Origin of the sequence: Gemella sp. 27098_8_155, from assembly GCF_041433725.1 — a bacterium.
GTDB classification, from domain to species: Bacteria; Bacillota; Bacilli; order Staphylococcales; family Gemellaceae; genus Gemella; species Gemella haemolysans_D.
This window is the reverse complement of record NZ_JAPWCA010000002.1, coordinates 1-25,025: the sequence shown is the minus strand read 5'-3', so window position 1 is coordinate 25,025 and position 25,025 is coordinate 1. Positions and strand designations below refer to the sequence as shown.

20 protein-coding genes and 1 tRNA gene are annotated in these 25,025 nt (G+C 29.9%); 20 read left to right on the top strand and 1 reads right to left on the bottom strand.

The features are described from left to right. Nucleotides 1-15 precede the first annotated feature (15 nt). From O5Y44_RS01160 to O5Y44_RS01140, 5 genes are all read left to right on the top strand, one after another. Nucleotides 16-465, top strand: coding sequence for a Fur family transcriptional regulator (locus O5Y44_RS01160; protein WP_204644273.1), 450 nt, complete (start codon nucleotides 16-18; stop codon nucleotides 463-465). Next, nucleotides 465-1,388: a tRNA pseudouridine(55) synthase TruB gene (truB, locus tag O5Y44_RS01155; protein WP_271965748.1), complete on the top strand. Its 924-nt coding sequence runs from the start codon at nucleotides 465-467 to the stop codon at nucleotides 1,386-1,388. The genes O5Y44_RS01160 and truB overlap by 1 nt, the downstream gene beginning before the upstream one ends. A gap of 10 nt (nucleotides 1,389-1,398) precedes the next feature. After that, nucleotides 1,399-2,316 carry a bifunctional riboflavin kinase/FAD synthetase gene (locus O5Y44_RS01150; protein WP_271965749.1) on the top strand — a complete coding sequence of 306 codons (918 nt, stop codon included), beginning with the start codon at nucleotides 1,399-1,401 and terminating at the stop codon, nucleotides 2,314-2,316. A gap of 155 nt (nucleotides 2,317-2,471) precedes the next feature. Further along, entirely contained in the window at nucleotides 2,472-2,744 is a 273-nt protein-coding gene (gene rpsO, locus O5Y44_RS01145) for a 30S ribosomal protein S15 (protein WP_003146386.1), read from the top strand. 249 nt (nucleotides 2,745-2,993) lie between these two features. Then, nucleotides 2,994-3,067, top strand: a tRNA-Arg gene (locus O5Y44_RS01140). 68 nt (nucleotides 3,068-3,135) lie between these two features. Here the strand turns inward: O5Y44_RS01140 and O5Y44_RS01135 are convergent. Continuing rightward, on the bottom strand, nucleotides 3,136-3,390 hold the full coding sequence (locus tag O5Y44_RS01135; protein ID WP_003146384.1) for a NifU family protein: 255 nt from the start codon (nucleotides 3,388-3,390) through the stop codon (nucleotides 3,136-3,138). Between the two features lie 492 nt (nucleotides 3,391-3,882). Between O5Y44_RS01135 and O5Y44_RS01130 the strand changes: the two genes are divergently transcribed. From O5Y44_RS01130 to O5Y44_RS01060, 15 genes are all read left to right on the top strand, one after another. Then, nucleotides 3,883-4,245 (top strand): HesB/IscA family protein, encoded by a 363-nt coding sequence (locus O5Y44_RS01130; RefSeq protein ID WP_271965750.1) that lies wholly within the window; start codon nucleotides 3,883-3,885, stop codon nucleotides 4,243-4,245. Nucleotides 4,246-4,281: 36 nt separating this feature from the next. Then, a complete protein-coding gene (locus tag O5Y44_RS01125) occupies nucleotides 4,282-5,472 on the top strand; it encodes an NAD(P)/FAD-dependent oxidoreductase (protein ID WP_271965751.1) in 1,191 nt (396 codons plus the stop codon). A gap of 206 nt (nucleotides 5,473-5,678) precedes the next feature. Continuing rightward, the gene (locus O5Y44_RS01120; protein ID WP_271965752.1) at nucleotides 5,679-7,253 is read left to right on the top strand and encodes an aminotransferase class V-fold PLP-dependent enzyme; all 1,575 of its coding nucleotides are present in this window, start codon (nucleotides 5,679-5,681) and stop codon (nucleotides 7,251-7,253) included. After that, nucleotides 7,253-7,471, top strand: coding sequence for a DNA-dependent RNA polymerase subunit epsilon (locus O5Y44_RS01115; protein WP_003144942.1), 219 nt, complete (start codon nucleotides 7,253-7,255; stop codon nucleotides 7,469-7,471). Before O5Y44_RS01120 ends, O5Y44_RS01115 begins: the two co-directional genes overlap by 1 nt. Further along, nucleotides 7,464-9,134 carry a ribonuclease J1 gene (rnjA, locus tag O5Y44_RS01110; protein ID WP_172497835.1) on the top strand — a complete coding sequence of 557 codons (1,671 nt, stop codon included), beginning with the start codon at nucleotides 7,464-7,466 and terminating at the stop codon, nucleotides 9,132-9,134. The genes O5Y44_RS01115 and rnjA overlap by 8 nt, the downstream gene beginning before the upstream one ends. Before the next feature lie 2 nt (nucleotides 9,135-9,136). Next, complete coding sequence (sdaAB, locus tag O5Y44_RS01105) at nucleotides 9,137-9,805, top strand: L-serine ammonia-lyase, iron-sulfur-dependent subunit beta (RefSeq protein WP_271986882.1); 669 nt, start codon at nucleotides 9,137-9,139, stop codon at nucleotides 9,803-9,805. Nucleotides 9,806-9,816: 11 nt separating this feature from the next. Then, nucleotides 9,817-10,689, top strand: a complete 873-nt coding sequence (gene sdaAA / locus O5Y44_RS01100; RefSeq protein WP_371465245.1) for an L-serine ammonia-lyase, iron-sulfur-dependent, subunit alpha — start codon at nucleotides 9,817-9,819, stop codon at nucleotides 10,687-10,689. Then, the gene (gene recG, locus O5Y44_RS01095) at nucleotides 10,682-12,691 is read left to right on the top strand and encodes an ATP-dependent DNA helicase RecG (RefSeq protein ID WP_271986884.1); all 2,010 of its coding nucleotides are present in this window, start codon (nucleotides 10,682-10,684) and stop codon (nucleotides 12,689-12,691) included. The genes sdaAA and recG overlap by 8 nt, the downstream gene beginning before the upstream one ends. Nucleotides 12,692-12,700: 9 nt before the next feature. Continuing rightward, nucleotides 12,701-13,336, top strand: a complete 636-nt coding sequence (locus O5Y44_RS01090) for a class A sortase (RefSeq protein WP_371465243.1) — start codon at nucleotides 12,701-12,703, stop codon at nucleotides 13,334-13,336. Further along, on the top strand, nucleotides 13,329-14,315 hold the full coding sequence (gene plsX, locus O5Y44_RS01085) for a phosphate acyltransferase PlsX (protein WP_371465239.1): 987 nt from the start codon (nucleotides 13,329-13,331) through the stop codon (nucleotides 14,313-14,315). Before O5Y44_RS01090 ends, plsX begins: the two co-directional genes overlap by 8 nt. 5 nt (nucleotides 14,316-14,320) lie before the next feature. Then, nucleotides 14,321-14,551 carry an acyl carrier protein gene (locus O5Y44_RS01080; RefSeq protein ID WP_003144982.1) on the top strand — a complete coding sequence of 77 codons (231 nt, stop codon included), beginning with the start codon at nucleotides 14,321-14,323 and terminating at the stop codon, nucleotides 14,549-14,551. 225 nt (nucleotides 14,552-14,776) lie between these two features. Beyond that, nucleotides 14,777-16,087 carry an isochorismatase family protein gene (locus O5Y44_RS01075; RefSeq protein ID WP_371465237.1) on the top strand — a complete coding sequence of 437 codons (1,311 nt, stop codon included), beginning with the start codon at nucleotides 14,777-14,779 and terminating at the stop codon, nucleotides 16,085-16,087. Between the two features lie 121 nt (nucleotides 16,088-16,208). Continuing rightward, on the top strand, nucleotides 16,209-17,375 hold the full coding sequence (locus tag O5Y44_RS01070) for an ATP-grasp domain-containing protein (protein WP_271986888.1): 1,167 nt from the start codon (nucleotides 16,209-16,211) through the stop codon (nucleotides 17,373-17,375). A gap of 11 nt (nucleotides 17,376-17,386) precedes the next feature. Next, nucleotides 17,387-18,469, top strand: a complete 1,083-nt coding sequence (locus O5Y44_RS01065; RefSeq protein WP_371465233.1) for a zinc metalloprotease — start codon at nucleotides 17,387-17,389, stop codon at nucleotides 18,467-18,469. A 475-nt stretch (nucleotides 18,470-18,944) separates the two neighbouring features. Continuing rightward, nucleotides 18,945-25,025, top strand: a 6,081-nt coding sequence (locus O5Y44_RS01060; RefSeq protein WP_371465231.1) for a Rib/alpha-like domain-containing protein, incomplete at its 3' end; no start/stop codon positions are given.

Genomic DNA, 25,025 nt, shown 5'->3' with positions numbered 1-25,025 from the left:
ATGTAGGAGGTACTTATGAAAATATCAGAAGAAAAAGTTGATAGAATAATGAAACTTCTAAAGGAAAAAGGGTATAAATATACTGATAAAAGAAAAGCTATGGTTGAACTTTTAGTAAAAGAAGATAGATATATTAATGCAAAATATGTATCTGAAACAGTAGGTAAAATGTATCCTGGACTAAGTTTTGATACTATTTATAGAAATCTAAGTACTTATGAAGAAATAGGTATTTTGGAAACTACAGAAATTAAAGGGGAAAAATATTTTAAAATTGGATGTTTGGAAACAGATCATCACCATCACCATCATATATGCTTAAAATGTGGAAAAGCAAAAATAATACATGTACACGTATGTGATGATTTAGAAATTGAAGAATTGAAAGGCTATCGAATAGATGGTCATAAATTTGAGGTTTATGGTTTATGCCCAGATTGTTTGAAAAAAGAGGATAAAAAATAATGTTTGAAGGTATTTTACCAATTTATAAAGAACGTGGAATTACTAGTCATGATGTTGTATTCAGAGCTAGAAGAATTCTTCAAATGAAAAAAATAGGTCATTCTGGTACATTAGATCCTGAGGTAGATGGAGTGTTGCTTCTCTTATTAGGAGGAGCGACTAAAGTTAGTGATTATGCAATGGATTTAGGTAAAAGTTATAGAGCAGAAGTATGTTTGGGAATTAAAACTACGACTGAAGATCTTACAGGAGAAGTTGTTGAAGAATGTAAAGTTACTGACATTAGCGTAGATAAAATTAAAGAAATTCTTAAATCTATGATTGGTGAAATAGAGCAAAAGCCACCTATATATTCAGCTATTAAAGTCAATGGTAGAAAATTATATGAGTATGCTAGACGTGGTCAATTTGATGTAGAAATTCCAACTAGGAAAGTAAATATTTATAACATTTCATTTATAGAAAATAGTGAATATTATAAAGATGATAAGTTTTATTTTTCTATAGATATAAATTGTGGAAAAGGGACCTATGTCAGAACAATAGCTACTAGTATAGGTGAAAAACTAAATTTACCAAGTACCATGAGTAAATTAACTAGAACTAGAAGTGGTGAAATAACATTAGATAATTGTTTAACACTCTCTGAGGTAGAACAACATCTAAAAGATGAAACCTTAGAAGAAAAACTTCTAAGGAAAGAATATGCTCTAGAAGAATACAAATTTGTAGAAATACCAAAATTTAGAGCAAAACAAGTAATGAACGGTTTGAGATTTAGAAGAAATCAATTTCCGGATCATGATTTTACAGATGGAATAGTTTTTACTTATGAAAATGAAGCGATAGCAATATATCATTTGAAAGATAAAGATGATGAATTGTTATCTGTAAAAACTACATTTCCAAAAATAATAGAGTAGGTAGATGAAGATGGAAATATTTAATATTTCAGATATTAGTGAAATAAAAAAAGATAATGTGAGAAGAGTAGCTGCTTTAGGTTTTTTTGATGGTATTCATAATGCTCATCAGAAGATTATCTGCGGAGCAGTAGGTGCAGCTATTGGAGATTATAAGTCGATTGTTATAACGCTTGATAAGAGCCCAAAAGAATATTTTGGAAAAACGAGTGAGGAGTTATTGACACCAATAAATAAAAAAAATGAGTTATTAGAGAGTTTAGGTGTTGATGAAGTTTATTATTTAGAATTTAATGAAAAATTGCAAAATTTATCTGCAGAAGATTTTATAGAATTTATTTTAAAAGAGTTAAATGTAGATAAGGTATTTTGCGGATTCGATTACAGATTTGGAAATAAAGGATTGGGGACACCAGATTTAATAAGTGAAAATGGAATAGATATTGATGTTCAAGAAGAGCAAATGATTGAAGGAGAAAAAATATCTACGACAGTACTAAAGAAATTTGTTCGAGATGGAGAGTTCCAAAAGTATAGAGAATATTCAGGAAGATATTATTCAATTTCTGGTCTTGTAGTAAAGGGAAGACAGCTAGGAAGAACTATTAATTTTCCAACTGCCAACCTTCAATTATCAGAAAAATATCTCTTACCAGAAACTAATGGAGTTTACATTACGAAAATAAAAGTTCATGGTGAGATTTATAAATCAATTACTAATATAGGTTATAATCCAACAGTTTCAACTGGAAAAAATAAGAAATTTATTGAAACACATATCTTAGATTTTGATAAAGATATTTATGATGAAAAAATAGAAATTTTCTTCTATGAATTTTTAAGAAAAGAACAAAAATTTGAGAGTTTTAATCACTTGAGAGAACAGCTAAAATTAGACAAAAAAACTTGTGAAGAAAAAGATTATTAAAATCATATTTATATATTGATTTTAGATGTTATCACTTGAATTATTACAAAAAATAGTGTACAATTACTTATGTTCCTTATTCGTGGTATAGAAACCCTCCAGGTTCTACACTAGGATTAAGGTCGCAAAAATATAATTATATGGAGGAAATTGCAATGGCAGCAATTAGTCAAGAAAGAAAACAAGAAATTATCGCTAAATTCCGTACTCATGAATCAGATACTGGTTCTCCAGAAGTACAAATCGCAGTATTAACTGCAGAAATCGATGCTTTAACTGAGCACTTAAACACTCACAAAAAAGATCACGCAGGTCGTCGTGGATTACTTAAAAAAGTTTTCCGTCGTCGTCACTTACTAGACTACTTAATTAAAAAAGATATCCAAAGATACCGTGAATTAATTAAAGCTCTAGGATTAAGAAGATAATTTTTAAAAAGCTTATAGGAAAGCCGTTTGAGACACTTCGGCTTTCCTTTTTCTATAAATGTAACGAAAGAGTAGCGATATTTTTTCTTATATTTTTGATATATTTTTAATTATGCTTATACCACGTAATATTCTTAGAAAATCACAATTATAAAAAATATTTATATTTATATCGAAAAAAGTATTGACATAATATTGAAAAATTGATATACTATTAAAGTACTTCAGAGAGAGGTAATTATTAAATATGTCTCAGTAGCTCAGCAGGATAGAGCAACGGCCTTCTAAGCCGTCGGTCAGGGGTTCGAATCCCTTCTGGGACGTCACTTAGAGTAGATGAAAATCTACTCTTTTTTTATTTTTATAGTTAATGAAAATAAAAAAAGAACGTCTAAACAACGCTCATTTTCACTTCTATAACTTTATTCACTTCTGGTATTTTTTCAACAATTGTTTTTTCAATTGCATATTTTAATGTAATGTGTGATAGTTCGCAATGTGCACATTCACCTAAAAATCTAATTTTTAAAATTCCATTTTTAAAATTAATAAATTCTATATTTCCACCATCTTTAATAAGTTTAGGGCGTATTTTTTCTAACTCAAATTTAATTTTATCAACAGTTTCATAATACTCTTTATTCAAAACGAATCCACCTCTCTATAAAATATTATACTGTTCGGTAAAAGAAAAGTCAATAAAGTAAGAAGATATAAATATTTGATATTGCAAGTAATTTAAAACAGTTTACATATAAATATTAAATAAAGATAAAGTTTTATTAAATAGGATGTAGAAGAATCCTTTATAGATAGACTATATACTAAAATTAAAGAGAAAATAAACGAAAAAATAAATATTTAAGTATGAAGTTAAATCAAAATAATTTTTTAAAAATGTCTACAGATGTAAATTCTATTAATGTTATAAAGATTAGAGATTAATATTAATAGAAGCCTTTAGAATAGTATAAGCAACTATACTAACAAAACAATATCATGTAAATTTAAAAGCTTTAAAAAAATTCATAAAATATTCACAAATTATTTTATAAAATATAAGCAATATACTGTTATTTTATTAGAAAAACGGTTATAATATTAAATAGAAAATAAAAAATAAAGAGGGAAACATTTTATGGCTAATACAGATAATCAATTAATTTTGATAACAGATGTAGCGGTTGGTAAATTCCAAGAAATGTTATTTGATGCTGATAAACGTGATAGTTACTTGAAAATTTCTATCGCTTTAGAAGGAACACAAATGCATTACGCTATTGATATTAAGGACGAATTAGAAGACGGTGATAAAGTTCTTAACTTTGGAGATCTTAAAGTTCTTGTTAATGAAGAAGATGAGCTTCTTTTGAAAGGTCTTGAAATAGATTACGTTCAAGATGAATATGGTAGTGAGTTTACACTACACAATCCAAATATGATTGAAATTTATGATGATGAAGATGGCGGTTGCTGTGGAAACGGCTGCTGCTGTTGTTAAAATACAAAATAACATATAAAAGGAGAAATGGATACTATGAAAAACGTAGTTATTTTAGGTGCTGGTTATGCAGGACTTACGACTTTAAAAGGATTAAAAAAAGCTGCTAAAGCTGGAGAGGTAAAAGTTACTTTAGTAAACAAAAATTCTTATCACTATGATACAGTAAACTTACACGAAGTTTCTGCAGGGAACATCCCAGCAAAAGATATTTGTATTGATATTAAAGATTTAGTATCACCAGGTGTAGAATTTGTTCAAGACGAAGTAATTAAAATTGATGTTGAGAAAAAATTAGTGCTAACTAAAAAACATGAACTTGACTATGATGTACTAGTTGTTGGATTAGGATTCCAACCTGAAACATTTGGAATTGAAGGTATGGCTGAAAATGCATTACCAATCGCAAATGTTAATGCTGCAGAAAAAATTGCTGCTACATTAGAAGACAACTTCAGAAAATATGCTACAAGCGAAGAAAAAGATGTAAAAGATATTTCAGTTATCGTAGGTGGAACTGGATTAGCAGGTATGGAATTCTTAGGGGAATTAGTTCACCGTAAAAAAGAATTATGCTCTAAATACGGAATTGATGAAAAATTAGTTAAAATTTACGGATTAGATGCTGCTCCAACATTATTACCAATGTTTACTAAAGAGTACAGTGACTACGCAAGAAAATACTTAGAAGACAATGGAATCGAAATTATCTTAGGTGCTGGTATTAAAGGTGCTACTAAAGATAGCTTTACTATCGAAGTTGATGGAGAAAGAAAAGATTTATATGCTTCTACACTAGTGTGGACAGCCGGAGTTCGTGGTAACAAACTTATGGATGAAACATTCCCAGAACTTGCTAAACGTGGTCGTCTTGTGACTACACAACAATTAACAGTTCCTGGACACGATGAGATTTACATCGTAGGTGACTGTGCTGCATTTATTGAAACTGGTCAAGAAAGACCTTACCCAACAACAGCTCAAATCGCTAATCAAATGGGAGCATATGTAGGAGCTAGAATTAGTGGAAAACAAGTTGGAGACTTTAAATACATTAACCGTGGTGTTGTATGTTCATTAGGTCACAAAGATGGTATCGCAGATGTTATGGGTGGTAAAAAGGCTAAAGGATTCAAAGCAGCTAAACTTAAAAAAATTATCGAAGCTAAAGCAATTTATGAATTAACAGACTTCGTTACTGCACTTAAAAACCAACGTATTTTTTAATACGATTTTAATAAAAATTATTTATGTAGGCCCAATTAATTTTGGGCCTTTTTATTTTTGAATGTAATAAAAAAAATAATGTAAATTTAGTATTAATATTTTTTAAATTATAGTATTTTTAGCCATGTTAATTTGAAAAAAAGTTGTAATTATGGTAAGATATAGTGTAGAGAAAATTTAACCAAATAAAGTTATGGGGAAAAATTATGATATATAAAATAGCAAATACAGCGGAAGAATATGAACAAATTTTCAAGTTGAACTATGAAACATTTGTCGAAGAAATTCCTCAACATGAAAAAAATGAAACTAAAAAATTAAAAGATAAATTTCATGATAAAAACATATATATAATAGCCAAAAAGAAAAACGATGTAGTTGGTATGATTGCATTATCAGATCAACGCCCGTTTTCTTTAGACTTAAAGCTTAATGATATAGATAAATATTACAAAGGCAGTTATAAAAAACCTGTAGAAATAAGACTATTATCAATAAAAGAAAAATATAGAAAAACTAAAGTTTTTACAGAATTATTGCAAAGAACATTTAATTATATTATTCAGAATGCCTATGATATTGTGTTTATTTCAGGCACAACTAGACAAGAGAAACTTTACAAGCATTTAGGTTTTACAAAATTCCATGAGAACGTAGGAACTAAAGATGCTGAATATATGCCGATGTATCTTTCACTTAAGAGTGAAAATAAGGTTCTTGATAGAATGGCAAAAGCTCAAAGAATTAACTTTTTACCAGGACCTGTAGATTTATCTCAAGATGTAATAGATAAATTATCTAAGCAATTGTATTCACATAGAAGTAATGAGTTTGTAAGTCTAACTAAAAATACACTTTCAAAAATAGAGAGAATTTTAGATGTAGAAACAGCGACTATATTACATGGATCAGCTACATTAGCTAATGAAGCTATAATGGCGCAATTGAAAGGTAGAGGTCTTAATAATGGTCTTGTTTTAGCAAATGGTGAATTCGGAAATAGATTAGTTCGTGAAACAAAACGTCACGGCTTAAATATCGATTGTTATTCTGTAGGTTTTGGAGAAAGTTTTGACTTAGAAGTTGTAGCTGAAAAATTAAAATCAGGAAATTATGATTTTGTCTATTTAGTTCATAACGAAACTAGTGTTGGAATATTGAATGATTTAGAAGAAATTACAAAAATCGTTAAACAAAATAATTTAGTACTTGCAGTTGACGCAGTTTCTGCAGTAGGTGCTATTAAATATAGTTATAAAGATGTTGATTATGTAGCATGTTCATCAGGTAAAGCCTTTTGTTCTGTAGCTGGGTTAGCAATTGTAGGAACTAATTGCGAATTAGTTCCACTTGAAAACACACCGTTATACTTAGATTTACATTATGCTAATAAAATGACATCGATACCTTTCACTCAACCATCTATTTTAATGGAAGCACTAAATACAGCTTTAGATGCCTTTAAAACAGATGAAAGATATGAAAAGGTTCAGGAAAAATATTCATATATGAAGGCAGGACTTAAAGAATTAGGTCTTCCAATAATGAAGATAAAAGAAAAAGAAGTTTCACCGGTGATTGTAACTGTAGAATTACCTGAAAATATTAGTTCACTTAACGTTGGAGCCTCACTTGCAATAAATAATATTTTTATTCATTATAAGAGTTCATATCTTCAAGAAAGAAATATTATTCAGTTTTCATTTATAAATATTAACACAACAAAAAATGAATTAGATTACACATTAAATATATTAAAAGAAATGATAGGAGATTATTAATGGCAGTATTTAAAGTATTTTACCAAGAAAATTCAAAGGAAATTCCAGTAAGAGAAAACACACAAGTGTTATATGTAGAAGCTGATGGAGTACCAGCAGTAAGAAAGTATTTAGATGATAGAAACTATAATGTAGAACTTGTTCAAGAATTAAGTGAAGCATATTTAGAGTTTGAAAAACAATCTGAAGACTTTAAAGTGGAGAAAGTTAATGGATAAAATCATTAAAAAAAATGAAGTAGGAGTAGCTGCTATTGGTGGTTTAGGAGAAATTGGTAAAAACACCTACGCTATTCAATACCGCGACGAGATTATAATAATCGACGCTGGAGTTAAGTTTCCTGGAGATAATATTCTGGGAATTGACTATGTAATACCTGATTACTCATATATTGAAAAAAATATTGATAAAATTAAAGCGTTGATTATTACTCATGGTCACGAAGACCACATTGGTGGATTACCATTCTTACTAAGAAAAGTTAATTTACCAATATATGGTGGACCATTAGCAATTGGATTGATTAGATCAAAATTAGAAGAACATAACTTACTGGCTAAAGCTGAGCTTAATGTTATTGATGAAGATACTGTGTTAAGTTTTAAATATTTAAAAGTATCATTCCATAACACAACTCACTCTATTCCAGATTCATTTGGAGTCATTGTAAATACTCCACAAGGGAATATTGTTCATACAGGTGATTTTAAATTTGACTTTACTCCAGTTGGGCAAGGATCAAATTTACACAAAATGGCAGCAATTGGAGAAAAAGGAGTATTATGTTTGCTTTCTGATTCAACAAACTCAGAAAGAACAGAATTTACTCAAAGTGAAAAAGAAGTAGGTAAAACTATTTCTAATATTCTTCGAAAAGAGAAACATAGAGTTATATTTGCAACATTCGCATCAAACGTATACCGTGTAAAACAGGTTGTAGAAGCATGTATCGAACATGGAAGAAAGATTGTTGTATTCGGACGCTCTATGGAAAAAGCTATTAAAATTGGTACAGAATTAGGGTATATTAAAGCACCTAAGGAAACATTTGTTAATAGTAAGTACTTAAATCAAGTAGATCCTAATAAATTACTTATTTTATGTACTGGTACTCAAGGAGAAGAATTAGCAGCGTTAAGTAGAATAGCAAATGGAACACATAAGAAAATTACAATAATGCCAACGGATACGGTAATATTTGCTAGTTCGGCAATTCCAGGGAATACTCTTTCTATTAATAAAAACATAGATTTATTATCAAAACTTGGAGCAAATGTTATCACTTCTAGTGTTAACAATGTTCATACATCTGGGCACGGTTCGAAAGAAGAACAAAAACTAATGTTTAGACTTATCAAACCTAAATATTTTATGCCAATTCATGGTGAGTATAGAATGCAGGTTATACATGCTCAAACAGCAGCAGAATGTGATATTCCTCTAGAAAACTCATTCATCATGGAAAATGGTGAGGTATTAGCATTAACTAGCGATAGTGCAAGAATTGCTGGTAAGTTTGATGCATCAGATGTCTATGTAGATGGACTTGGAATTGGAGATATCGGAAGTGTTGTAATTAAAGATAGAAAAGAACTTTCAGAAGAAGGTGTTATCGTAGTTTCTATTGCAATTGACTTTGAAAATAAAAAATTAATGAATAATCCTGATATAATAAGTCGTGGATTCGTTAATGTAAATGAATCAACAGAATTATTCGGACAATCTAAAGCAGTTGTTAAAGATGCTGTTTTATCTGTACTATCTAATGAGGAGTGCGGAGTATATCAAGTTAGACAACAAATTTTAGAATCTTTAGGGGAATTTTTAGAAAGTGAAATAGGAAGGAAACCTGTTATTTTACCAACAATATTGGAGGTGTAAATATGAAATACAGAAGTGTATTTGATATTATAGGTCCGGTAATGGTAGGACCGTCAAGTTCACATACGGCAGGAGCAGTTCGTATTGGTCTATTTACAAGATATATTTTTGGAATGCAACCAGAAGATGTAAAAATAACATTATATGGTTCGTTCAAAGAAACTTATAAAGGCCACGGAACAGACATTGCTCTTATTGGTGGATTATTAGGGTATAATACGTCTGATAAGCGTATAAGAACTAGTATGGAAGATGCAAAAGCAGCAGGAATGGAGTTTGAATTCATAGAGAGTGAAATTGAACATATTCATCCAAATACAGCAAAAATAGAAGTTCAAGCTGGTCGACATAGTCTCGATCTTATTGGGAAATCAATAGGTGGAGGAAAGATGGTTATATTTGAACTGCTAGGATTCGATGTGAATTTATCAGGTGACTTCCCAACTTATTTCATTTTTTATAAGTTTAATGACAAAAATAAAAAAGAATTATCATTGAGAATTCAAGAAATATTTGGTGATAAAAAAGTAAGTGAGAAATATTCTAGTTCTATTTTAGAAGGAACTAATTTACTTGTAGTTGAGTCTCTAGAGGAATTAAATGAAGAAAGCATTCAAAAAATAACTGAGCTAGAATTTGTTAATGAAGTAAAATTTGCAGATAAATTGTAGAGGGTACAGAAATGTTTACTAGTTTAGAAGAAATCGTAGAAAAATCAAAATTAGAACAAAAACCTGTTTCTGAGTTGATGATAGAACAAGAAATTGAAGTGAATGGTGTAACTCGTGCTGCAGTAGAAAAATTGATGAAAAGAAATTTAGCTGTTATGATGCAAGCTGTTGAAGAAGGATTAGCTGGAGTAAGTTCAAAAACAGGACTAACAGGTGGAGACGCTAAAAAATTACAAGAGTATATAAATAGTGGTAAATCAATTACTGGTAGTGATTTTTTAAATGGAGTTGCAGCAGCAATTGCAACAAACGAAGTTAATGCATCTTTAGGATTAATTTGTGCAACTCCGACAGCAGGATCGGCTGGAGTACTTCCAGGTTGTATTCATGCGTTAAAGAAAAAATTCAATATTGATGAAGAAACGCAGTTAAGAATGTTATTTACAGCTGGAGCTTTTGGATTCGTAGTAGCTAATAATGCCTCTTGTTCAGGAGCAGAAGGTGGATGTCAAGCTGAAATTGGTTCGGCTAGTGCAATGGCAGCGGCAGCTATAGTAGAAGCCATGGGAGGAGATGCAGAGATGAGTGCTCATGCATTTGCCATTGCTTTAAAAAATATGTTAGGACTTGTTTGTGATCCAGTAGCAGGATTAGTAGAGGTACCTTGTGTAAAAAGAAATGCGGCTGGAGCTTCTACAGCTTTAATGGCAGCAGATTTAGCTCTAGCAGGAATAAAAAGTCGTATTCCAGCTGATGAAGTGTTAGAAGCAATGTATAAGATAGGACTTGAAATGTCTACTACATTAAAAGAAACTGCTAAGGGTGGTTTAGCAATCACAAAAACTGGAGAAAGATATAGGAGTTTATTATTCGGTAATGATTAATATTTTAGAAAAATCGGTAGAAACTATAAAAGGTGTTGGAAAGAAATATTTACAGACTTTAAATGAATTAGAAATATATACAATTCGTGATATTCTGTACAATATTCCTTACAGAGTATCTAGTTCTACTGATTTTTCTTCTTCTGTAAAGGATAATGAGAAAGTAATAACTACAGGAAAAGTAGAAACTAGAGTAAGTACACAGTTTTATGGAAATAGAAGAAGTAGATCTTTTTTTACATTGTCAACTTCATCGGGAAGTATTAAAATAGTATTTTTTAATCAGCATTATTTGAAGAAAAATCTTGTTGAAGGTAGAGATGTAGTAGTTAAAGGTACATATAATGCAACTAATAATACGATAACTGCTTCTAGCGTAAGTTTCAATATAACTGAAGAAAAACCTAAAGGTGATACTATTGAAGTTTTTTATCATCTGAAACAAGGGATTACACAAAAAAAGTTTATAAAACTTGTTGAAGAATCATTTAAAATGATAGATGGTGAAAATGTAATATTAGATTTGGTTCCTGAAAATTTTAAAGGGATTTGGAAGTTAGAAAGAATACTTTACACTTTACATTACCCAAAAAATTCAGAAGAGTTTGATAAGGCAAGAAAGATGTTTGCTTTTCATGAGTTGTTTAATTATCAGTTGAAATTGCAACTTCAAAATATCAATAATAGAATTGAAGATAATAGATATTCTGTAGGTGTGAATGAGAAAGATATTAAAGAATTTAAAGATAGTTTACCTTTTACATTAACAGGAGCACAAAGTAGAGTTATTGATGAAATAGTAACGGATTTAAATGAACCTTATAAAATGGACAGATTGTTACAAGGTGATGTAGGTAGTGGTAAAACCGCAGTTGCAGCGGCAACTTTATATGCAACAATAAAAGCAGGATATCAAACAGCTATTATGGCACCGACAGAGATTCTAGCAAATCAACACTTTGAAACATTCTTTGAGTTTTTTAAAGACTTAAATATTTCAGTTGCGCTTTTAACAAGTAGTACACCTAAGAAAGAAAGAAATACTATTTTAAGTCTACTTGAAGTAGGTGAGATAGAATTATTAATTGGAACTCATTCTTTAATTCAAGAAGATGTAAAGTTTAATAATTTAAAATATGTAATTACAGACGAACAACATCGTTTCGGAGTAAGACAACGTCAATTATTAAGTAATAAAGGTGAAGCTGTTAATTCATTGATGATGACAGCAACACCAATACCAAGAAGTTTAGCAATCACTTTAATTACTGATATTAAAGTTTCAACAATAGATGAGTTACCAGCAGGTAGAAAAAAAGTTCAGACTTATAAAGCTAATAATAAGAGTTTTTATAAGGTGCTAGATAATATTCGAATGGAACTTGATAATGGAAGACAAGGTTATGTAGTCTGTCCATTAATTGAAGAATCTGAGAAAATGGATCTTCAAAATGTTGAAGAAACATACGAAAATATTAAAAATTATCTACCAGATGATTATAAAATTGCAATACTTCATGGTAAGATGAGTAATAAGGAAAAAGACGCAATTGTTGAAAAATATTTAAATAAAGAAATACATATATTAATCTCCACAACAGTTATTGAAGTTGGAGTAAATGTTCCTAATGCAACATTTATGATAATAGTAGATGCTCATCGCTTTGGTCTTGCTACTTTGCACCAACTTCGCGGTCGAGTAGGAAGAAGTAAATATCAATCATACTGTATTTTAGTGACAGACTCTAAGAGTGAACGAATTGATATAATGTGTTTAGAAAATGATGGATTTAAAATTGCAGAATTTGACTTAAAACAACGAGGACCAGGAGATTTCTTTGGTACGAAACAAAGTGGTGTTCCTAGTTTTAAAGTTGCAGATTTAATAAATGACGTAGATTTAATGTATTTGGCTAAAAAATTAGCGGTGAAAATTATTGAAGTAACCGATAATAAAGAACGATTATTACAGTATGTTGGATTAGAAGAGACAATAATTTAGGAGGATTCAATGAATAAAAAACTTAAAAATACAATATTAAATATTCTTATTGTAGTATTGCTATGTACGTCAGTAGTGTTAATATTCAAAAATCAAATTAGAGAATATTTAACAGGAAATGCTAACGATAAGATAATAACAGCTTATAAAAATGGTAAAGGTGAAGTAGACATACCATGGTGGCAAAAAATGTTTACAGATAACGAATCAAAAATTAAACTAACTGATTCAATGTTAGGAATTTTAAAAATTGATAGTGTACAAATAGAAGAGCCAATTTTCCAAGATGTCACTGAAATCAACTTAATTAATGGAGTAGCAACATCACAAGAACCATCAACTTTAGATGCACAAAACGTAGTTATCGCAGGTCACAGTGTGCAAGGTGTGGGTATAAGATTTAATAATTTAAACAAAATCAAAACTGGAGCTAAGATTCAAATTATTTCAAAAGATAAATTACGCACATATGAAGTAAATAAACTTTATGATGTAGTGCCAACGCAAGTTGAAATTTTAGAACAACATGAAAATGAACCGAAGATATTAAAATTATTTACATGTGATAACTTTAACCCACAAACAGGAGAATGGGAAAGTAGGTTTGTAGTCGAAGCAAAATTAATAGGAGAAGAAAGTGCATAATATTATGAAAATAGGTATTGATATATTAGGTGTTGATGAACCTAGTAGAATTGTTAACTTTGTAAATAGTTATAAAGATGAAGAAGTAGAACTTTATGTTTATGGACTTGAAGAAAATTTAAAACAAATAACTAAAACAGAAAATATTGTTAAGAATGTTTGTACTGAAGAAGTATTGATGTCTGATGATGCGGCGCGTGTTCATAGAAAGAAAAAAGATGCCTCAATGATTAGAATGTTATCTGATTTAAATGAAGGAGTAATTGATGTAGCAATTTCTGGTGGAAGTACAGGAGCTTTCATGGCGAGTTCACTATTTATGTTAGGTCGCATAGAGGGAATTTCGAAACCAGGATTAGCGTCACTATTACCTACAAAAAGCGAACATAAGTTTTTACTTACAGATTTAGGAGCTAATGTAGAAGCTAAACCAGATGATTTAGTAAATTATGCTAGACTAGGTCAATTATATATGAAATATATTTATAATATAGAAACACCTTCTGTAGCATTATTAAATGTAGGTGTAGAAGAATCAAAAGGAAACAAAGTATATAAAGAAGCGCATAAGTTACTTAAAGAAGATATTAATAACTTCAAAGGAAATATTGAAGCTAGAGAAATTCTTGAGCATAAATATGATATAGTTATCGCAGATGGTTTTGCAGGAAATGTATTATTAAAAACTATAGAAGGTGTTGCTAGTACTTTAGGTTCTATGATTAAAGGAATCTTTATGGAAAGCATTATAACTAAAATTTCAGCATTACTTGTAAAAAGTGGAATTACGAAATTTAAAAAGAAATTTGATTATAGTGAATATGGTGGAGCATTCCTACTAGGAATTAAGAAACCAAGTATAAAAGTTCACGGTTCTGCTGATGAAAATGCACTATATTATGCAGTTCAACAAGCAAAACAAATACACAAAACAAAACTTTATGATATAATGATAGAAACGATGGAAAAAGGAGAATAAAAGTAATGGCAATTTTCGAAGAAGTAAAAGAAATTATTACTAAATATATTAAAGTTGATGCAGATAAAATTACATTAGAATCAAGATTAAACGAAGATCTAGATGCTGATTCAATTGATGTTGCAGATGTAGTAATGGATATTGAAGAAAAATATGGTTTTGAATTTTCAGATGAAGATGCAGAAAACATTGTAGAAATCAAAGACTTAGTAAGAGTAATTGAAGAAAGAAAATAAAATGAATAAGAGCTAGAGTTTTACTTTAAGTATGACTCTAGTTTTTTATTAAATTCTTTTATTATAGGTACGAAAGTAAATATTTAAACTAGTTGTAAGTTTTATATGATAAGATAATTTTCAATATTATTTATATCATATAGAATTTACCTTTTTAGCTTTTAAGTGAAAGTAAAATATGATATAATTTATTAGAAAATAAATAAAAAGGAGAATAGTTTATATATGGAAATGTTATTTAAACTATTGGCTGAACATGTATATATAATATTATTTGTGTCACTTATCTTGGAGTTTGCAGCTTTGCCTTTACCAGGTGAAACTATGATGGTAGTAGCTGGAATAATGGCATATAATAATCATGGAAGTTATATAGGGATGATTGTTGCAAGTGCATTAGGAACTGTTTTAGGGATGCAATTTTCTTATGAAGTTGGGAGAAGGTTAGGAACTAAGGCAGTTGATAAGTATGGTTCATATATTGGACTTACACCATATAGAATGACGAAAGCAGCTGAGTTTTTTAATAGATTTGGTAACATAGTAATAGTAATTGCGTACTTTTTACCAGGAGTTAGACACATACTTGGATATTTCTCTGGTATTTCACGTATAAATGCTAAAAGATTCCATGTATATTCAACAGTTGGAGGTATCCTTTGGGTAGTAGTGTTTATTACGCTAGGATATGTATTAGGGCCTAGTGCTCCACATGCATTCAAATTATTACATAAATATGGAACAATGTTGTTTATTGTGGCTATAGCTGCGTTGTTTATTTACTTAATATTTAAAAAATTAGGTGCAAAAGATTTTGCGGTGTTCTTTAAAAAACGAATTAAATATATAGTGGTACTTTTAATTGTAGAGGCTGCTGTATTAATGAAATTTGTAGTATTAGATGAAAGAGCTCATCCAAAATTTAAATCAGTTATAATCTTTTATTGCTTAGGATTTTTAGCCTTTGTAGCATTTTTACTATATCTAAGAGTAACTTTAAAACATGATACATCTGAGAAGTTACTTGTAGTTGTTGATTATCAAAAAGATTTTGTTGATGGTGCATTAGGTTTTGAAACTGCTGATCAACTTGATAAAGTCATTGCAAATAAAATTGATGAATATTTAAAAGCTGGTCAAGATGTAATATTTACAAAAGATACACATTACACAAACTATCTTTCAACTCGTGAAGGTAAACATTTACCGATTGAGCATTGTATAATAGATAGTGAAGGTCACAATTTATATGGAGATGTTGCTAATTATGAAAGTTATGCGAAAAGAGTATTTAATAAAACATCTTTTGGTAGTATTGATTTAGCACATTATATCTCACGTAGTGACTATAAAGAAGTAGAATTTTGTGGTTTAGTTTCAAATATCTGTGTACTAAGTAATATTATTATGACACAAACATATAATGAGAAAGTTGAAATTACGGTTGACTTAAATGCTACAAAAGGATTGAGTGAAGAAGTAAATTCAACATTTAAGACATATCTACAGAATTTAACAGTAAATGTAAAAGAATAAAATCAAATACGAATTATTTTCTAAACATTATGAAAATAATTCGTATTTTTTTGTTTTTTAATAGAAAATAAGTAGATTTTATGTTAAACTAGTAGATAAAATTAGGAAAGAAGGGATTATTATGAATTATTTATTAGTATCACCAAATTTTCCAACTTTTCAGGAAAATTTCGCAAGAAAGTTAGTAGAAAAAGGAGTTAAAGTATTAGGAATAGGTAGTGAAAGTTACGATAATCTTTCTAGTGGTTTAAAGGATGCTTTAACTGAATATTACAAAGTAAATGATTTAGAAAATTATGAAGAAGTTTTAAGAGGTGTAGCGTTTTTAATCTATAAGCATGGAGTTATAGATAGAGTGGAGTCTAATAATGAGCATTGGTTATTTTTAGATTCAATAATTAGAGAACAGTTTAATATAACTGGTGTGAAACCGAAAAAACTAGATTTTACAAAATATAAATCGAAAATGAAAGAAAGATTTATTAAAGCTAATGTTCCAGTAGCTAAGGGACGTGCTGTAAAGAATATTAAAGAACTTGAAAAAGCAATTAAAGAGATAAAATTACCAGTAATAGCTAAACCAGATAATGGTGTGGGAGCGAGTAATACATATAAACTTTTATCAAAAAAAGATGTAGAAAATTTTAAAAAACAATGGACTCAAGAGGTTGTATACTTTATTGAAAGTTATATAGACAATGGAATTCTTTGTACGTATGACGGACTAATTGACTCAAGAGGAGAAGTTGTTTTTGAAACTAGTTTTTATTACACAAAACCTACATTAGATCTATTAAATGATAGTCTTGATTATGGAAATATTATATCAAAAGAAATAGATCCTAAATTAAGAGATTATGGGAGGAAAATTGTTAAGGAATTTGATATGAAAGAGAGATTTTTCCATATTGAGTTCTTCAAATTGCCAAATAACGATTATATCGCTTTAGAATATAATAACCGAATAGCGGGTGGATATACAGTTGATTTATATAATCATACTTATGAATGTGATTTATTTGAGATGTATGCGGATGTAGTAGTTGGTAATTCACCGAAAAAAGTGAATAATAACTATAATGGCATTGCTTTATCAAGACGTGATAAATATACTTATAAATATTCTAATGAAGATATTTATAATAAATACTCAAAAGAAATTCGCTTAATAGATAGAGTACCAGCGGTTTTTGCAACAGCTATGGGAGAGTGGATGTATATCTTAGTAGACGAAAATATTGAAAATATTAGCGAAATGATGACTTATATTCATGAAAAAAATGAATAGGAGAAAAATTTATGAAGAGTAAGATTATTAACGGACTTTTACAAATATTAGGAATTATGATCGTTGGTGCAATAATAGGATATGCAGTTGGTAAGATTGTAGGAGATTCACTTTCGAGGGTTGATAAACCAAATATTATATTGTTATTAATAACGGGAGTTATAGCTTTCATACTACATGTTATAATCCATGAAGCAGGGCATTTAGTATTTGGATTATTATCTGGCTATAAATTTATAAGCTTTAGAGTATTTGATTTTAAAATTATAAAGGATGAGAATAGGAAATTTAAAATCAGATATGAAAGACTGGCAGGAACTGGTGGTCAGTGTCTAATGAGAGCCCCTGAATATATTGAAGGAAAATTTAAGTATAAATTATATTTATTAGGTGGAGTAACGTTTAATCTAGTGTTTTCTATTGTATTTTGGCTAATTCTACCGAGTTATTATACATTATTATTTGCTTTAATAGGATTTGCATTAGCTTTTCTAAACTTGATTCCGATGGGATTCAATGATGGAATGACTTTTTATCATGCTAGTAAAGATGAAACTACTAGATTTGTTCTATACTTACAATTAGAATACGTATATTATCAAAGTATTGGTAAGAATTTATTAATAGAAAAACCTGAAATAGTAGAGAAGATAAATTCATTAGAAATAACTAATACTAATTATTTAACTGATGCATTAGAATTTATTAAATTAGAAGGATTGGAATATTTCTTTGAATTTGATTCATTATACAATGAAACAAGAAAACTATATATTGAAAGAGATGATTTATTACCAGTTTATAAAATTGAACTTATGGCATTGTTAGTGAAATTAATAAGCTTGGTTAATCCTGAAGATGAATTATTAGAAGAACTTATGAATGATAAAACTTTATTAGCAAGGTTTAAACAAAAAAATCCACAGACAAAAAATATACTCGCGACATATGAATGGGGAGTAAAATTAGACGATGAAAAAGCTATGATCCTAATTGAAGAAGCTAGAAAATTAAAAAATAAAGCGCCTAATTTATATGTTCAAAATCTAGAAATGAAATACTGCGATTATTTAGAAAATAAAATTTTAAATTAATAATATAATTGTCGGTAGCATGAATATGCTACTGATTTTTTTGTTTAATTTACGAAAAAAAGGTGTATGTTAAAAGAAAAACTGTAAACGTTCTCGAAAAAAGTTGAATTATATATATAATAATTTTATTAATAAATTATGTAAACATCAGAAAAGCTATAATAAAAAGTATTGGCAGTTTTAAATATTAAGATTATGTAAATTGATATTTTTCTTAAAAAGATGTTATTTGTTAAATTAAACAACTATTTTCTTATGAAAAAAACAGTTATTTTTATAACTTAAACCTACTTAAAATATAGAAAAAGCTATTGACACAAGTTTATTTTATAGTTAAAATTAACTAAAGTGATTATAAAATAAAGTAATAGTTTAATATTCATAATCACATAATTATCATTGTTTTTAAAAATATTTTTATATTTATTTTAAAGGTGAATTATATTTTTTATTGTTTATTTAGGAGGGAATAGTAATGTACAGTAAGAATAATAAGAAAATGATTATTCAAAAAAAACAAGAAAAAATTAATTACTACGGTATAAAAAAATTTAAGATTGGTACAGCTTCTGTATTGATAGCGGCTGGATTCGCATTTTTAGGATCAAATGCATTTGCAAGTGATAGTCAACAATCTAATTCTAACGTTAGTGTAAATAGGGTAGAGGGTAATACTAACAGCGTCACAAGTGAGAAGAATGTAGGGATTAATTCAAAAGTAGATAGTACTGATAAAAAGGAAACACTTGAAAAAACAACACAACAAGTACAAAAAGATCAAACAACACAACCCATGCAACCAACGGTTGATAAACAAATTAATAAATCAGAACTAGTTAATTCTATTAATAGATTACAGACTGCTATAGATTCTGCCGATGTTAGCGATAAAACGAAATCTACTATAGAAGAAGCAAAATTAGAATTAACTTCAGCAAAATCTTTAGAACAAAGTTCAACAACTACTCAAGAAGAGATAAATAGAAAAGTGGTAGAACTAAAAAATAAAGCTTTCGTTTTAGAAAGTATGAAAAAAGCTACTTCCGATAAAAAAGAGGAAAAAGTAAATAAAAATAATGATCCTCGAAATGGAAAAGTTATTCCAGGAAAAGGGGAAAGTGGATTTAGAGCACCCGAAACTCAAACTAACAATGATGTAGCAGTTGACGGAGGAAAAATTACAGCAAGTGGTTCTATATCTACAGAACCTAGAATGGGTAGTTTTAGTGGAGTTAATAATATTACTTATAACTTAAAATTCAAGGATGGAGCTTATAAACAAGGAGATAAATTTTCACTTACATTTGAAGAATTAGGAAATGGAGATAGCTTGCCTAAAGAATTAAGTAAAGACGGCAAAGTTTTTGCAAAGTTAAAGGAAACAAAAGAGTTATATAATCAGCGTTATGGAAAAAATGGAACACAGAATAAAACATCTTTTTGGGCACAACGTGATGATTCTGTATCTTTAGAAGAAAAAGAAGCAGGACATTTTCAAAATAGAGGGACTAAAACACAATTTATTTATGAATTCACTTCAGCCATTGAGAGTTTAACTGATGTAACATTTAAAGGTTCTATTAATAATTATAGTTTACGTTATCCACAAATCAGTGAAGACAAAGAAGTGACAAGTAAGATTCTTGTTAATGATCAACCTGTTGTTGAGAAAAAATATATCATGAATAAAACTAATATCGAAGTTGATAAAGAAAGTAATGCACCTTCAGTACTTTCAACTACAGGTAGTATGGATATTAGTGAAAACGGAGAATTATTATCTCACAATGAAGAGTTCAGACTCGCATCTAACAAGTATGAATATGATACAGGTACAACCATAAAAATTAAATTAAAAAACAAGAATCTAAATAAATTTGCTAAAATTGGAAATTTTAATCCTGCTAAAGCAAATGTCCAAAATAACATTACAACTGCTAACTCAAAAGTTAATGAAAATGGAGTTATTTTAAAAGAACCTCGAGGTGATGTTTACTTCCAAGTGACTAATTTAACAGAAGATGAAGTAACGGTTAAAATAGTAAAAGGTAAGGCTAGTAAAGGAATATTATATAAAGTGGACTGGGCAGCGTTAGGTGTATCACGTGAACCAGTGAAAGATACTTTAAAACTTTATCACAGTGACACTAAAAAATTTGGTCCAACAGAAGAAGAAATTACTGTTACAAGAGATGGTGAAGAAGGAAACTTAAATGGTCAGTTTTCACCAACAATGACATTTGAATGGATATATCCGAAAAAAAATACATTCGATACTAATGGTACATGGTTAGCAGATTATTTAGAACTTGGAAATGTTGCGATGCGTTATGTTAATGCTGCGAATAATAATTCAATATTAAAAGCAAAATCTATCGTTAAAGATGGAACAGCAGAGGTAGATAAATTTGCAACTAGTGCTCCAGAAAAAGATTTTACAGAAGCAAATGTAGCTACAGAGACTAACAATACTACAAAGAAAGTAGAAACTCAAAATGGAAACATAAAAACAACAACAGCTACTGCGCCATATATTATTAAAGGAGCAGACAACAAATATTACATATTTAAAGAATATGTGACTAAAAATAGTCCTTACAATAGAACATCGACAAGTGGTACAGTATATGATGCTGTTTCAAATATTGTAGCAGCATATGATGAAGCCAAATATGGTAAAGTAACTGTAAAATATGTTAAGTCTAATGATACTTCATCGGTAATTAAAGAAAATGTTTTAAAAGATGGAACAGCAAAATTAGAAAATATTGTTGGAAATAATTATTCAGTAACTCCAGATGAAGAATTTACAGAAAATGGAGTTGTATATAAGTTAGTTAAAACGGATTTACCAAATAATTCTTCAGGAACGCTAACTGAAAATCCTATCGAAGTTATATACAAATATGTAGCTAAAAATCAAAAAGCTAATGTAGTAGTTAAAACTACTGACGGTAAAAGTACAACTACAGTTGAATTAACAGGAGAGCCTGGAACATCTTTACCGAATAGTAACGAGATTGTTAATAAAATTAAAGAACTTAAAGGAAAAGGATATGAAATAGAAAGTGATTCATATAATATAAATGGAGTTCACCCTAACTTTGATGATCAAGAGGATACTGTGGCAGGAGTTTCTAAACCTTCTCAAACTTTTGAGATTGTTCTAAAACCTAGAATCGTTGAAGTACCTTCATCAACACCTCATGAAAAAGACAGTCCAGTAGATCCAAATGGAGAAACTCCTGAGCTTAAATGGCCTGAGGGACTGGCTGAATCCGATTTAAATACATCAGCAAAACGAGTAATTTCTTATGTGAAAAAAGAATCAGATACAGAAGCTGAAGAAAAAGCGAAAGACGATACAATTCAGAAAGTATCATTCACAAGAAAAGCGAGCGTTAATCTTGTTACTAAAGAAGTAACTTATACTGATTGGGAAAGTCCAAATAAATCATGGAATAAAGTCGAGGTAGGTGTTCTACCTGGATATATTGCAGATAAAAAAGAAATTCCAGCTAAAGAAGTAGCAACTCCAGATAAAAATACTAAAGTGATTCCTGATGAAACTGAAAAAGTTACTTATACGAAGATTGGAAGCTGGATTCCAGTTGATCCAACAAGTGGTAAAGATGGAGAACCAATTCCATTCCCTAATGATCCAAACGATCCAACGAAAACAGGAGAAATTACGCAAATTATTCCTCATAAAGATGGATATACTCCGAAAGATGGAAATGGAACACCATTAGAACCAGTAAATCCTGCAAATCCAGAACAAGGATATAAACCACCGAAAATTACAGATCCAAAAGCAAATATCAAGATTACTTATGAAAAAGACGATCAAAAAGCAAAAGTTAAATTTGTTTCAGTAGACCCAAAAACTCAAACAGAAACTGAATTAACTGAGCATGCATTAACGCTTACTGGTAAAACAGGTGAAATAATTCCTGAAAGTGATGTACAAACTCGTATTGATGTACTGAAATCAATGGGGTATGATATTGTAGATAATCCGTTTGATAAAGATCCAGTATTTGATACTAAAAAAGATACGGATGGAAATATAAGTCAAGAATTTACGATTAAAGTAAAACCACGTGTATCAACTGCAAAAACGGTGTACGTAGTTGAAGGTGATAAACCATCTTCTGAAAAAATAGGAGAAGCTGTAACACCTGGTAAAGACGGTAAAGTTACTAATCCTGATGTAAGTAATATTTCGACAGAAGGAAAAGCAGGTCAAGAGATTAAAGTTTCAGTAACAGTAACTTATGGAGCAAATCAATTTAAACGTGATGAATCGGTTGAAGTGACTGTGAAAGTTCTACCAAAACCATCACCAAAAGGGGTTACGGTCTTAAACGGAACACCAAATGAAACTTTAATTGATGCGATCCGAGCAAGCGTTAAAAAAGCAATAGATGGATTGACAAATGTTCCTAAAGGTGTAACTCCATTCATAACAGATGATGCTATCGTCACTCCAAAAACTGATAAAAACGGTCAACAAACTCCAGTAACAGTAACAATTAAATATAGAGATAATGCTACAGGAAAAGTTATTGATGATGTCTCTGTTAACGTGGATGTTCCTGTTAATGTAGTTGGTTCAACTCCAACATCTAAAGTAGTATTTGAAGGAGATGAAATTACAGCTAAGGATATAACTGACGCTGTTACTCCTGGTGAAAATGGAACTAAAGGTGAGCCTAAAGATTTAGCAAAAGATATTACAGCTAAACCAGGTGTGAAAGAAGTCACTGTGCCAGTGACTTACACAGATCAAAATGGAGAAACTTTAATAGAACCAGTAAAAGTTAAAGTAATAGTTCTTCCAAAACCAACACCGAAAGGTATAATTGTTGCTAAAGATAGTGATAAAGAAAAAGCAAAAGAAAAAGTTCTTGCTAAGGCAAAAGAATCAATCGAAGACAGTGAATTTAAAGGAAAACTTCCAGCAAATGTTACGAATGTAAGTATTGGTGAAAATGTAGAAAATCCAGATTTATCAGATAATACAGATGTAAATGTTACAGTAAAATATATTGTTGACGGAGAAGAAAAAACAACCGTTATTAAAGTTCCTGTGACAGTTGTAGAGGGAGTTCCTCAAATTGTTCCAGTTGATGAAAATAACAAACAACCAAATCCAGAAAACAGTATTGACAAAACTGAATATCCAGATGGTTCAACATTTGAATATGATCCAAAAACTCCAATTGATACTACAACACCTGGAGATTACAAAGTAAATGTAATTGTTAAAGATAAAGAGGGTAATCCTATTGTGGAAGTTCCCGCAACAGTACGTGTTGTAGAAAGTTATCCGCAATTTGTGTCTGTTGATAAAGATAACAAACAACCAAATGCGGAAGGAAGTATAGATCCTAAAGCATTCCCTAAAGGTACAGAGTTCTCTTATGAAACTCCAGTAGACACATCGACACCAGGAGAGAAAGATGTCGTAGTAGTAGCTAAAATTGGAGATAAAGTTATTACGAAAATACCGGCTAAAATAGTAGTTGTAGAGCCTAAAACTCAATATGTAGCAGTAGATAAAAATAATAAACAACCTGATGCTTCTAAAAGTATTGACCCTGAACAATATCCAGATGGAATAACATTTAAATATAAAGCTCCAGTAGATACAAAAACACCAGGAGAAAAAGATGTAATAGTAGAAGCAAAAGATGGAGACGATACTCTAGTAGAAGTCCCAGCGAAAGTAAAAGTTGTTGAAGGAAAAGAACAACTAATACCAGTAAATCCAACTGAAAAACCACAAGCAAAAGACAGTATTACTCCAGGTGATTATCCAGAAGGTTCTACATTTGAATACAAAGTTCCTGATGGAGAAACTGAGCCGTTTGATGCAACAACTATTGGAGATAAACCAGTAACAGTAGTTGTAAAAGATAAAAATGGAAAAGTATTGGTGGAAGTCCCAGCTACAATTAAAGTTGTTGAAGCAAAACCTACACCAATTGAAACACCGGTAACAAATACACCGATAACAAAAGATGATATTGCTAAATATATTAAAGTGCCAGAAGGTGGAAAAGTTACGAAAGTAGAAAATATTCCAGACTTAACAACACCAGGTAAGAAAAATCCTGTTAAAGTTACAGTTACCTTACCAAATGGAAAAACAACTATAGTAGAAGTACCGGTAAATGTAACACCTGTTAAACCAATAGAAACACCGGTGACAACAACACCATTAACACCGGAAGACTATACTAAAGGAATTGTGATTCCAGAAGGTGGAAAAGTAACGAATGTAGAAAATATTCCAGACTTAACAACACCAGGTAAGAAAAATCCTGTTAAAGTTACAGTTACCTTACCAAATGGAAAAGTAGTTACAGTAGAAGTACCAGTAAATGTAACACCTGTTAAACCAATAGAAACACCGATGACAACAACACCATTTACACAGGAAGACTACACTAAAGGTATTAAGATTCCAGAGGGTGGAAAAGTAACAAAAGTAGAAAATATACCAGATTTAACAACACCAGGTAAAAAAGATCCAGTTAAAGTGACAGTA